This is a genomic window from Synechococcus sp. FACHB-909 (genome assembly GCF_014698945.1).
GTDB lineage: Bacteria > Cyanobacteriota > Cyanobacteriia > PCC-6307 > Cyanobiaceae > Cyanobium.
Genome location: NZ_JACJTY010000005.1, coordinates 38438 through 52837 on the forward strand (window position 1 = coordinate 38438; position 14400 = coordinate 52837).

General features: G+C 72.0%; 16 protein-coding genes. 11 read left to right on the top strand and 5 right to left on the bottom strand.

Going from position 1 to position 14400, the window contains the following annotated elements; genetic code table 11:
* The first annotated feature begins 4 nt into the window (after positions 1 to 4).
* Positions 5 to 1027 (top strand): MlaD family protein, encoded by a 1023-nt coding sequence (locus H6G99_RS09155; RefSeq protein WP_190611193.1) that lies wholly within the window; start codon positions 5 to 7, stop codon positions 1025 to 1027.
* Here the strand turns inward: H6G99_RS09155 and bchD are convergent.
* Positions 1014 to 3125 (bottom strand): magnesium chelatase ATPase subunit D, encoded by a 2112-nt coding sequence (gene bchD, locus H6G99_RS09160; protein ID WP_190611194.1) that lies wholly within the window; start codon positions 3123 to 3125, stop codon positions 1014 to 1016. The two genes, H6G99_RS09155 and bchD, sit on opposite strands and share 14 nt — an antisense overlap.
* Before the next feature lie 107 nt (positions 3126 to 3232).
* On the opposite strand from bchD, the gene H6G99_RS09165 reads away from it, so the two are divergent.
* The 4 genes from H6G99_RS09165 to H6G99_RS09180 are packed head-to-tail and all read left to right on the top strand — an operon-like array spanning position 3233 to position 6318.
* Positions 3233 to 3580 carry a DOPA 4,5-dioxygenase family protein gene (locus H6G99_RS09165; protein WP_094584372.1) on the top strand — a complete coding sequence of 116 codons (348 nt, stop codon included), beginning with the start codon at positions 3233 to 3235 and terminating at the stop codon, positions 3578 to 3580.
* A gap of 4 nt (positions 3581 to 3584) precedes the next feature.
* Entirely contained in the window at positions 3585 to 4202 is a 618-nt protein-coding gene (gene folK, locus H6G99_RS09170) for a 2-amino-4-hydroxy-6-hydroxymethyldihydropteridine diphosphokinase (RefSeq protein ID WP_094584373.1), read from the top strand.
* A 53-nt stretch (positions 4203 to 4255) separates the two neighbouring features.
* Positions 4256 to 4816 carry an NUDIX hydrolase gene (locus tag H6G99_RS09175; RefSeq protein ID WP_094584374.1) on the top strand — a complete coding sequence of 187 codons (561 nt, stop codon included), beginning with the start codon at positions 4256 to 4258 and terminating at the stop codon, positions 4814 to 4816.
* Positions 4816 to 6318, top strand: a complete 1503-nt coding sequence (locus H6G99_RS09180; protein ID WP_094584375.1) for an FAD-binding domain-containing protein — start codon at positions 4816 to 4818, stop codon at positions 6316 to 6318. Before H6G99_RS09175 ends, H6G99_RS09180 begins: the two co-directional genes overlap by 1 nt.
* 12 nt (positions 6319 to 6330) lie before the next feature.
* On the opposite strand, the gene H6G99_RS09185 is transcribed toward H6G99_RS09180, so the two are convergent.
* Together H6G99_RS09185 and H6G99_RS09190 are read right to left on the bottom strand one after the other, a co-directional pair.
* Positions 6331 to 7533 (bottom strand): DegT/DnrJ/EryC1/StrS family aminotransferase, encoded by a 1203-nt coding sequence (locus H6G99_RS09185; RefSeq protein ID WP_094584376.1) that lies wholly within the window; start codon positions 7531 to 7533, stop codon positions 6331 to 6333.
* A 54-nt stretch (positions 7534 to 7587) separates the two neighbouring features.
* On the bottom strand, positions 7588 to 8172 hold the full coding sequence (locus tag H6G99_RS09190) for a thioredoxin family protein (RefSeq protein ID WP_094584377.1): 585 nt from the start codon (positions 8170 to 8172) through the stop codon (positions 7588 to 7590).
* Positions 8173 to 8251: 79 nt separating this feature from the next.
* Here H6G99_RS09190 and H6G99_RS09195 point away from each other — a divergent pair, with 79 nt between their 5' ends.
* Positions 8252 to 8818: a hypothetical protein gene (locus H6G99_RS09195; RefSeq protein WP_094584378.1), complete on the top strand. Its 567-nt coding sequence runs from the start codon at positions 8252 to 8254 to the stop codon at positions 8816 to 8818.
* A gap of 19 nt (positions 8819 to 8837) precedes the next feature.
* Here H6G99_RS09195 and H6G99_RS09200 read toward each other — a convergent pair whose 3' ends face one another.
* Positions 8838 to 9479, bottom strand: coding sequence for a 4'-phosphopantetheinyl transferase family protein (locus H6G99_RS09200; RefSeq protein WP_190611196.1), 642 nt, complete (start codon positions 9477 to 9479; stop codon positions 8838 to 8840).
* A gap of 112 nt (positions 9480 to 9591) precedes the next feature.
* On the opposite strand from H6G99_RS09200, the gene fabI reads away from it, so the two are divergent.
* Both fabI and H6G99_RS09210 read left to right on the top strand, forming a co-directional pair.
* Positions 9592 to 10374: an enoyl-ACP reductase FabI gene (gene fabI / locus H6G99_RS09205; protein WP_094584379.1), complete on the top strand. Its 783-nt coding sequence runs from the start codon at positions 9592 to 9594 to the stop codon at positions 10372 to 10374.
* A 290-nt stretch (positions 10375 to 10664) separates the two neighbouring features.
* Entirely contained in the window at positions 10665 to 11225 is a 561-nt protein-coding gene (locus H6G99_RS09210; protein WP_190611197.1) for a glycosyltransferase, read from the top strand.
* Here H6G99_RS09210 and H6G99_RS09215 read toward each other — a convergent pair.
* A complete protein-coding gene (locus H6G99_RS09215; protein ID WP_094584381.1) occupies positions 11216 to 11818 on the bottom strand; it encodes a carbonic anhydrase in 603 nt (200 codons plus the stop codon). The genes H6G99_RS09210 and H6G99_RS09215 overlap by 10 nt on opposite strands.
* A gap of 112 nt (positions 11819 to 11930) precedes the next feature.
* Here H6G99_RS09215 and hisB point away from each other — a divergent pair, with 112 nt between their 5' ends.
* From hisB to H6G99_RS09230, 3 genes are all read left to right on the top strand, one after another.
* Positions 11931 to 12605, top strand: a complete 675-nt coding sequence (hisB, locus tag H6G99_RS09220) for an imidazoleglycerol-phosphate dehydratase HisB (protein WP_199297099.1) — start codon at positions 11931 to 11933, stop codon at positions 12603 to 12605.
* A 42-nt stretch (positions 12606 to 12647) separates the two neighbouring features.
* A complete protein-coding gene (locus H6G99_RS09225; protein ID WP_190611199.1) occupies positions 12648 to 12806 on the top strand; it encodes a hypothetical protein in 159 nt (52 codons plus the stop codon).
* 86 nt (positions 12807 to 12892) lie between these two features.
* Complete coding sequence (locus H6G99_RS09230) at positions 12893 to 14374, top strand: carotenoid oxygenase family protein (RefSeq protein WP_190611201.1); 1482 nt, start codon at positions 12893 to 12895, stop codon at positions 14372 to 14374.
* The last annotated feature ends 26 nt before the right edge of the window (positions 14375 to 14400 follow it).

Consider the following 14400-nt stretch of genomic DNA (forward strand, 5'->3'; position numbering starts at 1 on the left):
GCCCATGCGCCGGAGTGTCCGTGAAGCCCTGGTTGGATTCTCTCTGCTGGCGGCGATCGCCAGCGGGCTGGGTCTGTGGTTCTGGCTGCGGGGGATCTCCCTGAGAGGGAACACCTGGACGATCCGCGCCAGCTTCGCCGACGCCGCCGGCCTGGCCGACCGTTCTCCGGTCACCTTCCGCGGGGTGCTGGTCGGCAGCGTGCGCCGGGTCACCGTCACCGACGCGGCCGTGGTGGCCGAGCTGGAGATCACCGACCCACGCCTGCGTCTGGCCCGGCCCCTGGTGGCCCGGGTCGGCAATGCCTCCCTGCTGGGAGGAGATGCCCAGGTGTCCCTGCTGGCCGGCGGTCCCCCCCTGCCGGCCAGCCTGCCCGGCCCTCGGGAGCGGGGCTGCGACAACACGCGCATGGTCTGCAACGGCGGCAAGGTGACCGGTGTCGCCGCGGCCAGCCTCGACACCGTCACCGAGACCGTCCAGGGCCTGCTCGACCAGGCGGAAAAGGAACAGCTCGTTCAGCAGATGGTGGCGGCCACGGCCGCCTTCTCCAAGACCGCCAGGGAGACCGAGCTGCTCACCAAAAGTGGCCAGGTGTTCCTGCGCGACGCCCAGGTGCTGGTCAGCCAGCTGAACCGTTCGGCGGGCAAGGTGGACCCGATTCTGAGCAACCTCAACCTCGCCAGCGCCGATGCCGCCCGGGCCTCCAAGCACGTTGGCAACCTGGCGGCGGCACTGGACAACCCCAAGACCGTGGCTGACCTGCAGGCCACCCTCACCAACGCCAAGCAGCTCACCGACCGCTGGTCGGCTGTCGGCGGCGACGTGAGCAAGCTCACGGGTGATCCCAAGTTCCTCGACGGCATTCGCAGCGTCTCGATCGGCCTGGGCCGGTTCTTCGAGGAGCTCTACCCCGCCGAGGTGGATGCGGCGCGTGACCGCAAGGCCCGCCAGGACGCCCGCCAGCAGGAGGCCAGGGCCGCCCGCGAGGCCGCCCAGGACCGGCTCGCCCCCACCGTCAGAAACCGTTGATCGCCTCCAGGGCGATGGCGGCGATGGCCTGGTCGCTCGCCTTGGGCAGCTGCACGTAGCGGCCGCCGGCCGCCTCGGCCAGCTCCCTGCCCATGCCGCTGCCGATGAACTTCCGCTCGGTGTCGATCACCAGCAGCCGCAGGCCGAGGCTCTGGTAGCGGCTCGCCACCTGCCGCAGCTCCTCCTTGAGGTCCACCGGTTCCTCCCCCTCCAGCACCGGCTGGCCCAGGGAACGGCTCAGGGGCACATTGCCGCGGCCGTCGGTGATGGCCACCACCACCACCTGGCCCAGATCGCCGGTGGCCAGGGCGTTCGCCCCCACCCGGGCCGCCTGGGCGAGGCCGTGGGCCAGGGGTGAGCCGCCGCCGCAGGGCATCGACTCCAGTCGGCGGCGGGCGGCGGTGATCGAGCGGGTGGGCGGCAGCAGCACCTCGGCCTGCTCGCCGCGGAAGGTGATCAGGGCCACCTCATCGCGGTTTTCGTAGGCCTCGGTGAGCAGGCGGATCACGGCCCCCTTGGCGCTCTGCATCCGATTCAGGGCCATCGAGCCGCTGGCATCGACCAGGAAGATCACCAGGGCGCCGGCCTTGCGCTGCAGCTGCTTGGCCCGCAGGTCCCCCTCCTCCACGATCACCTTGCGGTGCGGCTCCCTGGCGCGGCGGGCCTTCTGGTAAGGCGCGGCGGCCCGCAGGGTGGCGTCGATGGCGATGCGGCGCACGGGGCCCCGGGGCAGCATCGGCTTCACGTAGCGGCCGCGGCTGTCGCTGAACACCACCGCCCGGCTGCCGCTGCCGCCGCTCTTGGCTTTCGCCGAGGCGAACACCAGCAGGTCGGGGTCGATGGCGGTGGCCTCCGGATCGAGCAGGAATTCCTCCGGGATCTGGGGCGGGGCCTGGTCCTCGGGACTGTCGTCCTGGTCGTCGTCGTCCTGATCCTCAGGCTCCTCACTCTCAGGCTCCTGCTCCGGCGGCTCCGGTTCCTCGGGGGGCTGCTCCCCCTGGGGCGGTGGCGGCGGCGGCGGCTCCATGGGCTGGTCGGGATCCGGGGGCGGCAGCTGCAGGGCCCGCGGGGCGATCACCAGGCGCACCGCCACCTGCAGATCGTCTGCATCCACCCGGTCGCGGCCGGAGAGGGCCGCATGGGCCCGGGCCACCCGCACGGCGTAGAGCTCGGCCCGGTGCCCCTCGACGCCGCCGCGGATGGCTTCGGTGACCAGGTAGCGGATCTGCTCCCGGTCGATGACCACATCCGGCAGCCATTGGCGGGCCAGCAGCAGCTGGGTGGCCAGGGCTTCGGTCTCCTCCTGAAAGCGGGCGCCGAAGGCGGCGCTGGAGGCGCCGTGGTCGAGGGCCGAGCGGGTGATCGCCACCCGCTGGTCGGTGTCGAGCAGCTGGTTGGCCGACAGGGCGATGGCGAAGCGGTCGAGCAGGTGGTCGCGCACCGCCCCCTCTTCCGGGTTGTAGGTGGCGATCAGCAGGCAGCGGCAGGGGTGCGACAGGCTCAGCCCCTCCCGTTCGATGCGGTTTTCGCCGGAGCCCACCGCCGCCAGCAGCAGGTTGGTGATGCCGTCATCCAGCAGGTTGAGCTCGTCGACGTACAGCACGCCCCGGTGGGCCTCCGCCAGCAGCCCGGGCTGGAACACCGGCGCCCCGGCCGTCAGGGAGGCGGCCACGTCCACCGAACCGATCAGCCGGTCTTCGGTGACGCCCAGGGGCACCTGGATGAAGGGGGCTGGAATCACCCGGGTGGGCAGCAGGGCGCCTGGATCGGTGCCGCTGGCATCACCGCCCAGTTCGGTGATGCGGCGCCGGGTGGCCCCGTCCCACTCGTCGGGCCGGGAGGGATCGGCCTGCCGCAGCCCCGGACCATCGGCCAGATCGATGACATCGATCGGCGGCAGCAGGGCATGGAGCCCCCGGGCCAGCACCGACTTGCCGGTGCCGCGACCGCCGGCGATCACCACGCCGCCCAGGCCGGGGTCCACGGCCGCCAGCAGCAGGGCCAGCTTCAGGGTGCCGTGGCCGGTGATGGCGGCCAGCGGAAAGCTGCCGGTGGGCGCGGCACCGGCGGGCGCGGCAGGGGACCCGCTGACGACCATGGGGCAGTGGCTGGGTGGGTTGGCCAGTCTCGCCGACCGGGTGGCAGCGGGTGGCGGCCCTCTGACCCCGATACCCTGCCTGGGTGTCAGGCCCCGGTCGGCCGCCGATGACCCGCCGTCCCACCAACGTTCACGAGCGCTACCACGCCCACGTCTATTTCGGCGCCGCTGAAGCGGCGCAGGCCGGCGCCCTCTGTGGGGCCGCCGGAGCCCGTTTCGGCCTGCCGGTGGGCCGTCTCCACCTCGAGCCGGTGGGACCCCATCCGGTCGGCAGCTGCCAGATCAGCTTCAGCCAGGCGGACTTCGAGGCCCTGATCCCCTGGCTCGAGACCCACCGCGGCGGCCTCACGGTGCTGGTGCATGGCATCACCGGCCATGATCTGGCCGATCACACCGACCATGCCGCCTGGCTGGGGGAGCCCGTCCTCCTCAACCTGGCGGTCTTCGGCGGCTGAGCCGATGCCTCCCACCCCGGCTCCACCACCGTCTGGCCCCTCTGCGTCCAGCCTGGCCATCGCCATCGGGGCCAACCTCGGTGATCCCGTCGCCACCTTCACGGCCGTGCGGCCGCGGCTGGAGGCCGAGCTGCGGGCCTGGGCGGCGGCCCCCCTGCAGCTGAGCTGGTCGCCCCGGTTCCGCACCCAGCCGGTGGGGGGGCCGCCGGGACAGCCGCCGTACCTCAACGCGGTCCTGCTGGCGCGGCTCGCGTCTGCGCCGGTGCCGGCGGCGCCCTGGCCTGATCCCACCGGGCTGCTGGCGCGGCTTCTGCAGCTGGAGGCGGCGTTCGGCCGGGAGCGCCGCGAGCGCTGGGGACCCCGTCGTCTCGACCTCGACCTGCTCTGGTGCGGGGCCATGGCCTGCCCAGGCCCGGAGCTGGTGCTGCCCCACCCGCGCCTGGGGGAGCGGGCCTTCGTGCTGGCCCCGCTGGCGGCGATCGATCCGGACCTTCCCCTTCCCCTGGCGCCCGCCGGTCCCCCCCGCACGGCCTCCGCAGGCCTGGCGGCCCTGCCGCGGGCCGCCCTGGAGCCGCCCCCCCAGGTGCTGCCTGGAACGACGGGCTGGCCGGAAGGGCCCTGAACCGCGCCCACCGGCCCCCGCCCGTCACACTGGGGGCCCCAATGGCCCGCCCCATGGCTCCCCTGCCGCCCCCCGAGCCCAGCACCCATCTGGAGACCACCGCCGCCCTGCAGGCCCGCAAGGTGCGTTTCGAGCTCAACCGGGTGGTGCTGCCGATCGGCATCGAGGGCACCTACGGCGTGATCCGCCATCCGGGCGCCTCCCTGGCGGTGCCGGTGCTCGAGGACGGCCGGGTGGTGATCCTGCGCCAGTACCGCTTCGCCGTGGCCGGGCGGCTGCTGGAGTTCCCGGCCGGAACCCTGGAGGAGGGGGAGGAGCCCCTGGGCTCGATGCGGCGGGAGCTGGAGGAGGAGACCGGCTACAGCGCCAGCCGCTGGGACCCCCTTGGGGCCATGTACCCCTGCCCCGGCTACTCCGACGAGGTGATCCACCTCTTCCTGGCCCGCGATCTCACCCTGCTGCAGGACCGCCCCCCCGGCGATGACGACGAGGACATGGAGGTGCTGCTGCTCGAGCCGGCCCAGCTGGATGCGCTCCTGGCCAGCGGCGACGAGGCCCTGGACGGCAAAACGGTCACGGCCTGGTACCGCGCCCGTCAGCTGCTCGGACTCTGATGGCCCCGGAGCGCTGGCTGTTCTGGCATCGCCGCGACCTGCGCCTGGCCGACAACCTGGGCCTGGCGGCGGCCGCCGCCGCTACCCCGGCGGTCACCGGCCTCTACGTGCTGGATCCGGCGATCCTCTCGGACCCGCTCATGGCGCCGGCCCGGGCCTGGTTCCTCTGCGAGAGCCTGCGGGAGCTGGCGGCCCGCTGGCGGGCGGCCGGCAGCCGGCTGCTGATCCTTCAGGGCGAGCCGACCGCCCTGGTGCCCCTGGCGGCCCGGGCGGCAGGCGCCGCGGTGGTGGCCTGGAACCGGGAGGTGGAGCCCTACGGCCGCGAGCGCGACCGGAAGGTGGCGGCGGCGCTGCAGGGCCAGGGCACCCGGGTGCTGGTGGACTGGGACCAGCTGCTGGTGGCACCGGAGGTGATCCGCACCGGCGCCGGCGAGCCCTACCGGGTCTATGGCCCCTTCCTGCGCAACTGGCGCGGCCAGGTGGAGGGGCGGGCCGGGCTCGGTGCCGGATCGGCCGGCGGCCTGGAGCCGGTGGCGGCGCCAAGCGCTCTGCGGGATCTCGATCCCGGCGCCCTGCCGGCGGAGCGCGCTTCCTTGTGGGAGGCCCTGCCCAGGCTGGACACCGTGCCCAGCGCCGAGGAGCTGGGCTTTCTTTTCAGCGGCGCCGATCTCTGCCCCTGCCGCCCCGGGGAGGCGGCGGCCCTGGCCCAGCTGCAGGCCTTCGCCGACGGTGGCGTCAACGGCGGTCCCCTGGCGGCCTACGAGCCGGGTCGCAACCTGCCGGGGGAGGCCGGCACCTCCGGGCTGTCCGCCGCCTTGAGCGTCGGCACCCTCAGCCCCCGCCAGGCCTGGGCCGCCGCCCAGGAGGCCCGCGCCCTCGCCCGCAGCACCGAGGCCCTCACTTCCATTGGCGTCTGGGAGCAGGAGCTGGCCTGGCGCGAGTTCTACCAGCAGGCCCTGTTCCATTTCCCCGAGCTGGCCGACGGCCCCTACCGCCCCCAGTGGCGCCACTTCCCCTGGGAGAACGACCCCGAGCGGCTGCGGGCCTGGGAGGAGGGGCTCACCGGCCTGCCGATCATCGATGCCGCCATGCGCCAGCTGAACGAGAGCGGCTGGATGCACAACCGCTGCCGCATGGTCGTGGCGTCCTACCTCGTCAAGGACCTGATCATCGACTGGCGCCATGGCGAAAAGGCCTTCATGGTCCGCCTGGTGGACGGCGATCTGGCGGCCAACAACGGCGGCTGGCAGTGGAGCGCCAGCAGCGGCATGGATCCACGCCCCCTGCGCATCTTCAATCCCTCCACCCAGGCGGCGAAGTTCGATCCGGAGGCCACCTACATCCGCCGCTGGCTGCCGGAGCTGGCCCATGTGGCCACCGCCGACCTGATCAGCGGCGAGATTGCGCCGCTGGAACGGCGCGGCTACCCGGCGCCGATCGTCAGCCACAAGGTCCAGCAGGCCCGCTTCAAGGCCCTCCACGCCGCCCTGCCCCGGGGCTAGGCGGGGGCTGTCTCAGGCGACGACCGCTTCGGCCCCCACCAGGCTGCGCACGGCGGCGATGACGCTGTCCTGCTGCTCGGCAGTGAGTTCCGGGAAGATCGGCAGGCTGAGCACTTCGGCGCAGAGCCGTTCGGTGATCGGCAGGCTGCCGGGTCCGTAGCCGAGGGAGGCGTAGGCCGGTTGCCGGTGGATGGGGATCGGGTAGTAGATGATCGTCGTGACGCCCGCCTCCTGGAGCTGCTGCTTGAGCCAGTCGCGGCAGCAGGCCTCGGGCAGTCCGTAGCTGGCGCTGTCGGCGGCCGGGGTGCAGCGTCCCCCGCAGGCGCTGGTGGCGGCGGGGCAGCGGGGCACCCGCACCACGAACTGGTTCCAGCTGTGGCCCTCCGGTCCGGGCGCAGCCGGCACCAGGCCCGGCAGGCCCGCCAGTTCCCGCTGGTAGCGCTCGGCGATGGCTCGACGCCGCTCCACCCAGCCGGGCAGGTGGGGCAGCTTCACCATCAGGACGGCGGCCTGCATGGCATCGAGGCGGCTGTTGTAGCCCAGATCGGTGTGCAGGTAGCGGCGGGGCATGCCGTGCACGGCCAGCTCCCGGATCCGCTGGGCCAGCTCGGCGTCACCGCAGACCACCATGCCGCCGTCGCCCGCGGCGCCGAGGTTCTTGGTGGGGAAGAAGCTGAAGCAGCCGGCGTCGCCCCAGCCGCCCACCGGCCGGCCGGCCCAGCTGGCGCCGCTGGCCTGGGCGCAGTCCTCGATCACCCGCAGGCCGTGGGCGGAGGCGATGGATGTGATCCGCTCCATGTCCACCGGCCGGCCGAACAGGTGCACGGGCATCAGGGCCCTGGTGGCGGGGGTGATGGCGGCCTCGATCGCCTCCGGATCGATCAGGTAGGTGTCCGGGTCCACGTCCACGAACACCGGCGTGGCCCCCACGGCGCTGATTGCTTCGGCGGTGGCGAAGAAGCTGAAGGAGCTGGTGATCACCTCGTCGCCGGCGCCGATCCCCAGGGCGCGCAGCGCCAGGACCAGGGCATCGGTGCCGCTGTTGCAGCCGATGGCATGGGGCACGCCGCAGGCCTCGGCGAAGGCGGCCTCAAAGCCGTTGATCGTGCTCCCCCCGATGTACTGGCCACTGCGCAGGACGTCCAGGACGGCCTGGTCGAGGGCGTCTCCGAGCTGGTGCAGTTGCTCGCTGAGACTGAAGGGGGGCACATGCATGGCGGCAACATTAAGCCTGCGGATCCGACCGCCGCCGCCGCCACCCTGGAAGAGTCAGCCGCTGAACCAGGGGGGCTCGGCACCGGCCCGCCACTTGATGTTGCAGCCGATCGCCGGCCGCTGCGGTTCCGGCACCGGCCGCCCCTCCAGCAGGGCCGCCAGGGCCGCCCGCAGATCCCGCCCATCGCAGGGCTCACCGCCGGGACGGCTGCCATCCAGCTGGCCCCGGTAGGCGAGCCGGTGGGCCCGATCGAAGAGAAAGACGTCCGGGGTGCAGGCGGCCCGGAAGGCCTGGGCCACGCTCTGGTCGGGGTCCTGCAGGTAGGGGAAGGTCCAGCCCCGGGCCGCGGCCTGGGCCGCCATCCCCGCCGGCCCGTCCTGGGGATGGCTGGCGGTGCTGTTGCTGCAGAGGCCGATCAGGCCCGCCCGCCCCTCCAGGTCGCCCTGCAGCCGGGTGAGTTCCGCCTCCACATGCTTCACGAACGGGCAGTGGGGGCACAGGAACAGCACCAGCACGGGGCTGCCGAACGGCGCGGCGGCTTCGAGCGGGCCACCCGTGACGGGCCGCAGCGCGGCCCGCATGGCGTCCAGCGGCAGCGGCGTGCCGAGGGGCAGCATGGTGGAGCTCGTGAGAACCATGGCTGTGCTGCCGCCCTTGCTGCAGAGCGGATGGGGGAGAGCGGGCAAGGATCATCGCCGCCACCGAGCCATCCCCGCCGTGTCGCCACCGTGCCGTCTGCTGGTGCTGCCGCTTCTGGCGGCCGTGCTCACCGGCTGTGTGCCCGCTGATCAGCGTCCCAGCGGCCGGGTGTATCCCCTGCCGAGACACCAGCCCAACGACGGCCTCGCCGTGGTGAGCCGGCCCGGCGGCGAAGGCCTGCACATCTGGATCGAGACCGACACCGCGCGCCCCGGTGTCTGCCGGCCGCGCTGGCTTCCGGACGCCGCCCGGCTGCGCGGCGGCAACGGCCCCCAGCCCACCAGCTTCGGGCTGGCCCCGCGGGAGGAGTTCTTCCAGGCCCTGGACCGGGGCACGGTGCGTCTGGCCCTGCGCCGCCAGATGGAGGCGCTCTGCCGCCAGCGGGCCCCTGGCAGCACCTTCCTGTGGGAGCCGCCCCCGCGGACCGCGGCCGAGCACCGGCCGCCGGTCCTGCCCCTGCTGGAGGAACCCGATCTGCTCAGCGACCCGCGGGCGATCCGGCGGGCTGAAAAGCAGCTGCTGGGTCTGCCCCTCACCCCCGAGGACCTTGAGGAGCCCGGGGCAATGGACCACGGGGGCTGGTGACGGCCGTCGCCTCAGCGGCTCAGGCCAGGGCCGCGGCGCCCACGTAGCCCTCAGGCAGCACGAGGGGCCAGGCCTCCGGATCGGGTTCCCCCGGGGCCGGCGGCGGGCCGAACAGCCCCAGCCCCCTGGCCTTGAGGCGCGCCTCCAGCCGGCACCAGGCGGCCAGGAAGGCCTGCTCGCGCTGCTGCTGCGGCAGGGTGCCGATGGCGCTCCATTCCCCCGGCGGCAGACAGCGGCGGGCGATGCTCTCCCACTCCGGCACCGGCCGACCCTGCTCCACATCCACCCCCACCGGCCGACGGGGGTGAAAGCCCAGCAGGATCAGGTCCCCCGAATGGGAGACGTTGAAGCGGGGAGGCGGCTCCCCCCCGTCCGACGGCGGCAGCAGTTCCGGCTTGCCATGGGGACCGGCACCCAGCACGAGGCCGGCGGGGTCGCACCCCAGCCAGCTCCCCAGAATCAGCCGCAGGGCGCCGCGACCGAGCAGGAAGCGTTCGCCATCCCCCTCGCCCCGGAGCCGGTGCAGGCGTTGCCGTTCGCCTGCCTGCAGCAGATCCCCCAGGGGGGTGAGCAGGGCCCGGACGTCCGGATCGCGGCGATCGATCAGCAGCAGCAGGGGAGGCCCGTCGGACCCGGCGGGGGGCCAGGGCGGCGGAGCCACGGCAGGGCCCATCCGGGGCGGCCAGCGCTGAGGCCGGAGCAGCCAGGGCCCCCCCGCGGGTGGGGGAGAATCGCCGGATTGCATTCCTTCGCCCTCCGGCGCCCTGTTCCCCATGCTCCTTGATCTGCGCGGCAAGAAGGCTCTCGTCACCGGCATCGCCAACAACCGCTCGATCGCCTGGGGCATCGCCCAGCAGCTGGCGGCGGCGGGTTGCGAACTGGGCATCACCTACCTGCCGGACGACCGGGGTCGCTTCGAGGGCAAGGTGCGCGAACTCACCGCCCCCCTGAACCCCACCCTGTTCGAGCCCCTCGACGTGCAGAACCCTGCCCAGATCGAGGCCCTGTTCCAGCGCATCGCCGAGCAGTGGGGAACGCTGGATGTGCTGATCCACTGCCTGGCCTTCGCCGGTAAGGACGAGCTGGTGGGAGATTTCAGCGCCATCAGTCCAGAGGGCTTCGCCCGGGCGCTGGAGGTGAGCGCCTATTCCCTGGCGCCCCTCTGCCGCCACGCCAAGCCCCTGTTCAGCCCGGGGGCCAGCGTGATCACCCTGAGCTACCTGGGGGCCGAGCGGGCGATCCCCAACTACAACGTCATGGGGGTGGCCAAGGCGGCCCTGGAGGCCTCGGTCCGCTACCTGGCGGCGGAGCTGGGCCCCGAGCAGCAGGTGCGGGTGAACGCCATCAGCGCCGGCCCGATCCGCACCCTGGCCAGCTCGGCCATCGGCGGCATCCTTGACATGATCCACAACGTTGAGGAGAAGGCCCCCCTGCGCCGCACCGTCACCCAAGATGAGGTGGGCGCCACCGCCGCCTTCCTGGCCAGCCCCCTGGCCAGCGGTATCACCGGCCAGGTGATCTACGTGGATGCCGGGTATTGCATCACGGGGATGTGAGCCAGCCCTGTCTTCCGTCGGCCAGAGGGTGCTCGGCACTGGAGAGTCCTTGAGCGACCCCACGCAGCGAACGATTGTCGATAAGGGAGTTGCGGGGCTTGGCAATCGCCTTCAGGCCCTGGGCCATTGCTGTGATCTCTCCAGACGATTCAACGCTTTTCTGTGTGTTGACTGGACCAATAACTCATGATCCGCGAATCGGAGCCATGGCCGACCTCATCGCCGTCATCTCGAAGGTGAATGAGGAAAAGTTTTCGCCCCAGGCTCCCTGTGTCCGGATCGATCAGGCCGTGAGTTCGGCTTTTCTGGCGCAGGCCTCTGAGTTCAGGCCCGCCTGCCCCCAGCCGGTTCTGGGCTATGTCGGCACGTTCTGGGATCGCCAGGACATCGATCTGCTGCGCAGGATCGCCCTGGAGCGGCCCCACTGCCGGCTTCTGCTGGTGGGTCCCGAACTCAACCGGCGCCTGTCGGACTCCGGCCTGCTCGGCCTCGGCAATGTGGAGTGGCTGGGGAGCCTTCCCAATGATCAGGTGCCGATGCAGTTGAAGCGGATGAATCTCTGCCTGATTCCCCATCTCGATACGCCCTTCTCGCGGTTGATGGGTCCGCTGAAACCCTTTCAATACATCGCCAGCGGCAAGCCGGTGGTCTCCTCCGCCGTGGAAGGGCTGGAGCTGGCCGAGGATCTGATCCGGATCGAAAAGGATCCCGACCGCTTCCTGCAGGCCATCGATGAGGAACTGGTCTCCGACAGTCCGGAGAAGTTCCTTGCGCGGGTGGCCTTCGCCCGGGCCCAGACATGGGAAAACCGGGTGGAACGGATCCTGGCGGCCCTGCCGGCTCAGCCCTGAGGCATCGGCATCAGGGCCCCCATCCACTCGATGCTGGTGGTGTGCAGGTTGTAGTACGCCGCCTCCACCTGCAGCCGGCCCGATCGGAGCCTGTCGGTGAGCATCACGCTGGAATCGACGAGGTTGCGGGCGGCGTTGAGGGTGTGACGGCGGCAGGCCTCCTCCAGGTTGTGTTCTCCGCCGAGGCTGAACAGCTCCATGCGCAGCTGGCCCACCACCTGGGCCAGGCTCGGGGTCAGGTTGAGCTCCCGGTCGAAGGCGGCCGCCACCGCCCCGCAGGCGGCGTGGCCGAGCACCACGATCACCGGCACCTCCAGATGGCTCACGGCGTATTCGAGCGAGGCGATCGCGGCCACGGTGCTCATCGTGCCGGCGTTGCGCACCACGAACAGATCGCCGAAGCCCGTGTCGAACAGCAGCTCCACCGGCACCCGCGAGTCGGCGCAGCCCAGGACCGCCGCCACGGGAGTCTGGCCCGCTTCCACCTCCAGCATCCGCAGGCGATCGCTGTGGGGGTGGAGCACATGGCCGTCGAGAAAGCGCTGGTGCCCGGCGCGCAGCTGATCGAGGACGGCACCCGGACGTTCATGCATGGCACTCACCCCACCACCCCTGGCGGCCCGCCGCCGTAGCGCTGCACACCATGGGCACCCCGATCGCCATGGGCGCATCGGACCGCCGGAGCACGGCCCCGGGGGCTTTGGCATGATTCAGGTCCGGCCCGTCGCCTTCGCTCGCGTGTCCATCAGCCCTCCACGCACCGGCCCCCAGCGCACCGGCGAAGTCCATCGCGTCACCGGTGAAACCGACGTGCACGTGGCCCTCGATCTCGACGGCACCGGCCGCTGCCAGGTGGCGACCGGCGTGCCGTTCCTCGACCACATGCTCCACCAGATCGCCAGCCACGGCCTGCTGGACCTGGAGATCACCGCCCGGGGCGACACCCACATCGACGACCACCACACCAATGAGGACGTGGGCATCGCCCTGGGCCAGGCCCTCGCCCAGGCCCTGGCCGACCGCCGGGGCATCCGCCGCTTCGGCCACTTCCTCGCCCCCCTCGATGAGGCCCTGGTGCAGGTGGCCCTCGACTGCTCCGGCCGGCCCCACCTCAGCTACGACCTGGCCATCCCCGCCCAGCGCATCGGCACCTACGACACCGAACTGGTGCGGGAATTCTTCGTGGCGGTGGCCAACAACGCCGGCCTCACCCTCCACATCCGCCAGCTGGCGGGGGTGAATTCCCATCACATCGTCGAGGCCGGATTCAAGGCGTTCGCCCGCGCCCTCGACCAGGCGGTGGAGATCGATCCCCGCCGCGGTGGGGCCGTGCCCAGCAGCAAGGGGGTGCTGGAGCGTGCCGGCCACGCCGGTGCCTGACCGGTGCGTGGCGACTAGCATCAGGTGATCTGCGTACGCGCCATGCGTCCTTTCCTTTTGCTGGTGGCGGGTTTGACGGCCGCCCTTGCCGTGGCTGCCCCCGCCCGTGCCGCCGACTGCCTGCCGAGCCAGGTCGAGGCGGCCCCCTGTGCCGTGTCCCAGCCCCCCTGCCCGGTGGTGGAGCTGCCCTGCGAGGCCTGAGGGCGGGACGGCCGCCCACGCCTTCACACTCCGTTACGTGATAATCGGGGCAGCGCACTGCGCTGTTCTTCCCGTGGGCTGATCCGATGACCGTTGCCTCCCCCGCCGCTGCGGCCTCGCCTGCCTACGACCGCGCCGACTGGGCCAGCTCCTTCTGCAACGTCAGCGTCGAGCTCAGCGACGAGCCCCTCGTCGCCGCCCGTGGCGCCATCCCGGCCGAGCTGAGCGGCACCCTCTACCGCAACGGCCCCGGCCGGCTTGAGCGCGGTGGCCACTGGGTCCACCACCCTTTCGATGGCGACGGGATGATCACGGCCCTGCGCTTCTCCGAGGGTGGCGCCCGGCTCAGCAACCGCTTCGTGCGCACCGAGGGCTGGTTGGCCGAGGAAAAGGCCGGCACGGTGCTCTACCGGGGCGTGTTCGGCACCCCCAAGCCCGGCGGCCCGCTGGCCAACGCCTTCGATCTGCGGCTCAAGAACATCGCCAACACCCATGTGGTGCGACTCGGCGACCAGCTGCTCGCCCTCTGGGAGGCCAGCTCCCCCCATGCCCTCGATCCCCTCAGCCTCGAGACCCGCGGCCTGACCCTGCTGGACGGGGTGCTCAAGCCGGGTGAGGCCTTCAGTGCCCACCCCCGCTTCGATCCCGGCCACCACGGCGCTCCCCGGATGGTCACCTTCGGTGTCAAGGCCGGCCCCCGCAGCACGGTGCGCCTGATGGAGTTCGCCGCCGACGGCCCCGGGGCCGGGACGCTGCTGGCCGACTCCAGCCACAGCTTCGGTGGTTTCGCCTTCCTGCACGATTTCGCCATCACCCCCAACTGGGCGGTGTTCCTGCAGAACGCCATCGACTTCAACCCCCTCCCCTACGTGCTCGGCCGCAAAGGGGCCGCACAATGCCTGAAGTCCCGGGCCGGTGCCCGCGGCCAGTTCTGGCTGATTCCGCGCCAGGACGGCGCCTTCGCCGGCCAGGAGCCGCGTGTGCTGGAGGCCCCGGAAGGCTTCGTGTTCCACCACCTCAACGCCTGGGAGGACGGCGATGCGGTGGTGGTCGACAGCATCTTCTACGCCGATTTCCCCTCCATCGGCCCTGATCAGGACTACAAGGAGGTCGACTTCGACCGCATCCCGGAGGGCCTGCTGGAGCGCTGCCGTCTCGACCTGGCCAGCGGCACGGTCACGGCCACGCGGCTGAGTGAGCGCACCTGTGAATTCGCCATGGTGGCGCCGGCCCGGGTGGGGCTCGAGAGCCGCTACGGCTGGATGGCGGTGGCCGAACGGGAGCGCGGCAATGACCCCCTGCAGGCCCTGATGAAGCTCGATCTCGCCAGCGGCGAGTCCCGGGTCTGGAGTGCGGCGCCCCGCGGTTTCTTCAGTGAACCGATCATGGTGCCCCGTCCCGGCGCCACGGCCGAGGACGACGGCTGGGTGCTCGGCCTGGTCTGGAACGGTGCCCGCAGCGCCAGCGATCTGGTCGTCCTCGATGCCGCCTCGATGGGCGAGGTGGCCGTGCTGGAGCTTCCCCTGGCCATCCCCCATGGCCTGCATGGCAGCTGGGTGGCTGCCTGAGGTTGCGCCAATCTGCCGGCGGCTGA

Excerpts from the sequence above, each read along its gene's own strand:
- folK (WP_094584373.1), top strand. The coding sequence starts at position 3,585 with ATGCCTCCCACCCCGGCTCCACCACCGTCTGGCCCCTCTGCGTCCAGC.
- bchD (WP_190611194.1), bottom strand. The coding sequence starts at position 3,125 with ATGGTCGTCAGCGGGTCCCCTGCCGCGCCCGCCGGTGCCGCGCCCACC.
- hisB (WP_199297099.1), top strand. The coding sequence starts at position 11,931 with ATGATTCAGGTCCGGCCCGTCGCCTTCGCTCGCGTGTCCATCAGCCCT.
- H6G99_RS09180 (WP_094584375.1), top strand. The coding sequence starts at position 4,816 with ATGGCCCCGGAGCGCTGGCTGTTCTGGCATCGCCGCGACCTGCGCCTG.
- H6G99_RS09215 (WP_094584381.1), bottom strand. The coding sequence starts at position 11,818 with ATGCATGAACGTCCGGGTGCCGTCCTCGATCAGCTGCGCGCCGGGCAC.
- H6G99_RS09155 (WP_190611193.1), top strand. The coding sequence starts at position 5 with ATGCGCCGGAGTGTCCGTGAAGCCCTGGTTGGATTCTCTCTGCTGGCG.
- H6G99_RS09230 (WP_190611201.1), top strand. The coding sequence starts at position 12,893 with ATGACCGTTGCCTCCCCCGCCGCTGCGGCCTCGCCTGCCTACGACCGC.
- H6G99_RS09185 (WP_094584376.1), bottom strand. The coding sequence starts at position 7,533 with ATGCATGTGCCCCCCTTCAGTCTCAGCGAGCAACTGCACCAGCTCGGA.
- H6G99_RS09175 (WP_094584374.1), top strand. The coding sequence starts at position 4,256 with ATGGCTCCCCTGCCGCCCCCCGAGCCCAGCACCCATCTGGAGACCACC.
- H6G99_RS09190 (WP_094584377.1), bottom strand. The coding sequence starts at position 8,172 with ATGGTTCTCACGAGCTCCACCATGCTGCCCCTCGGCACGCCGCTGCCG.
- H6G99_RS09165 (WP_094584372.1), top strand. The coding sequence starts at position 3,233 with ATGACCCGCCGTCCCACCAACGTTCACGAGCGCTACCACGCCCACGTC.
- H6G99_RS09225 (WP_190611199.1), top strand. The coding sequence starts at position 12,648 with ATGCGTCCTTTCCTTTTGCTGGTGGCGGGTTTGACGGCCGCCCTTGCC.
- fabI (WP_094584379.1), top strand. The coding sequence starts at position 9,592 with ATGCTCCTTGATCTGCGCGGCAAGAAGGCTCTCGTCACCGGCATCGCC.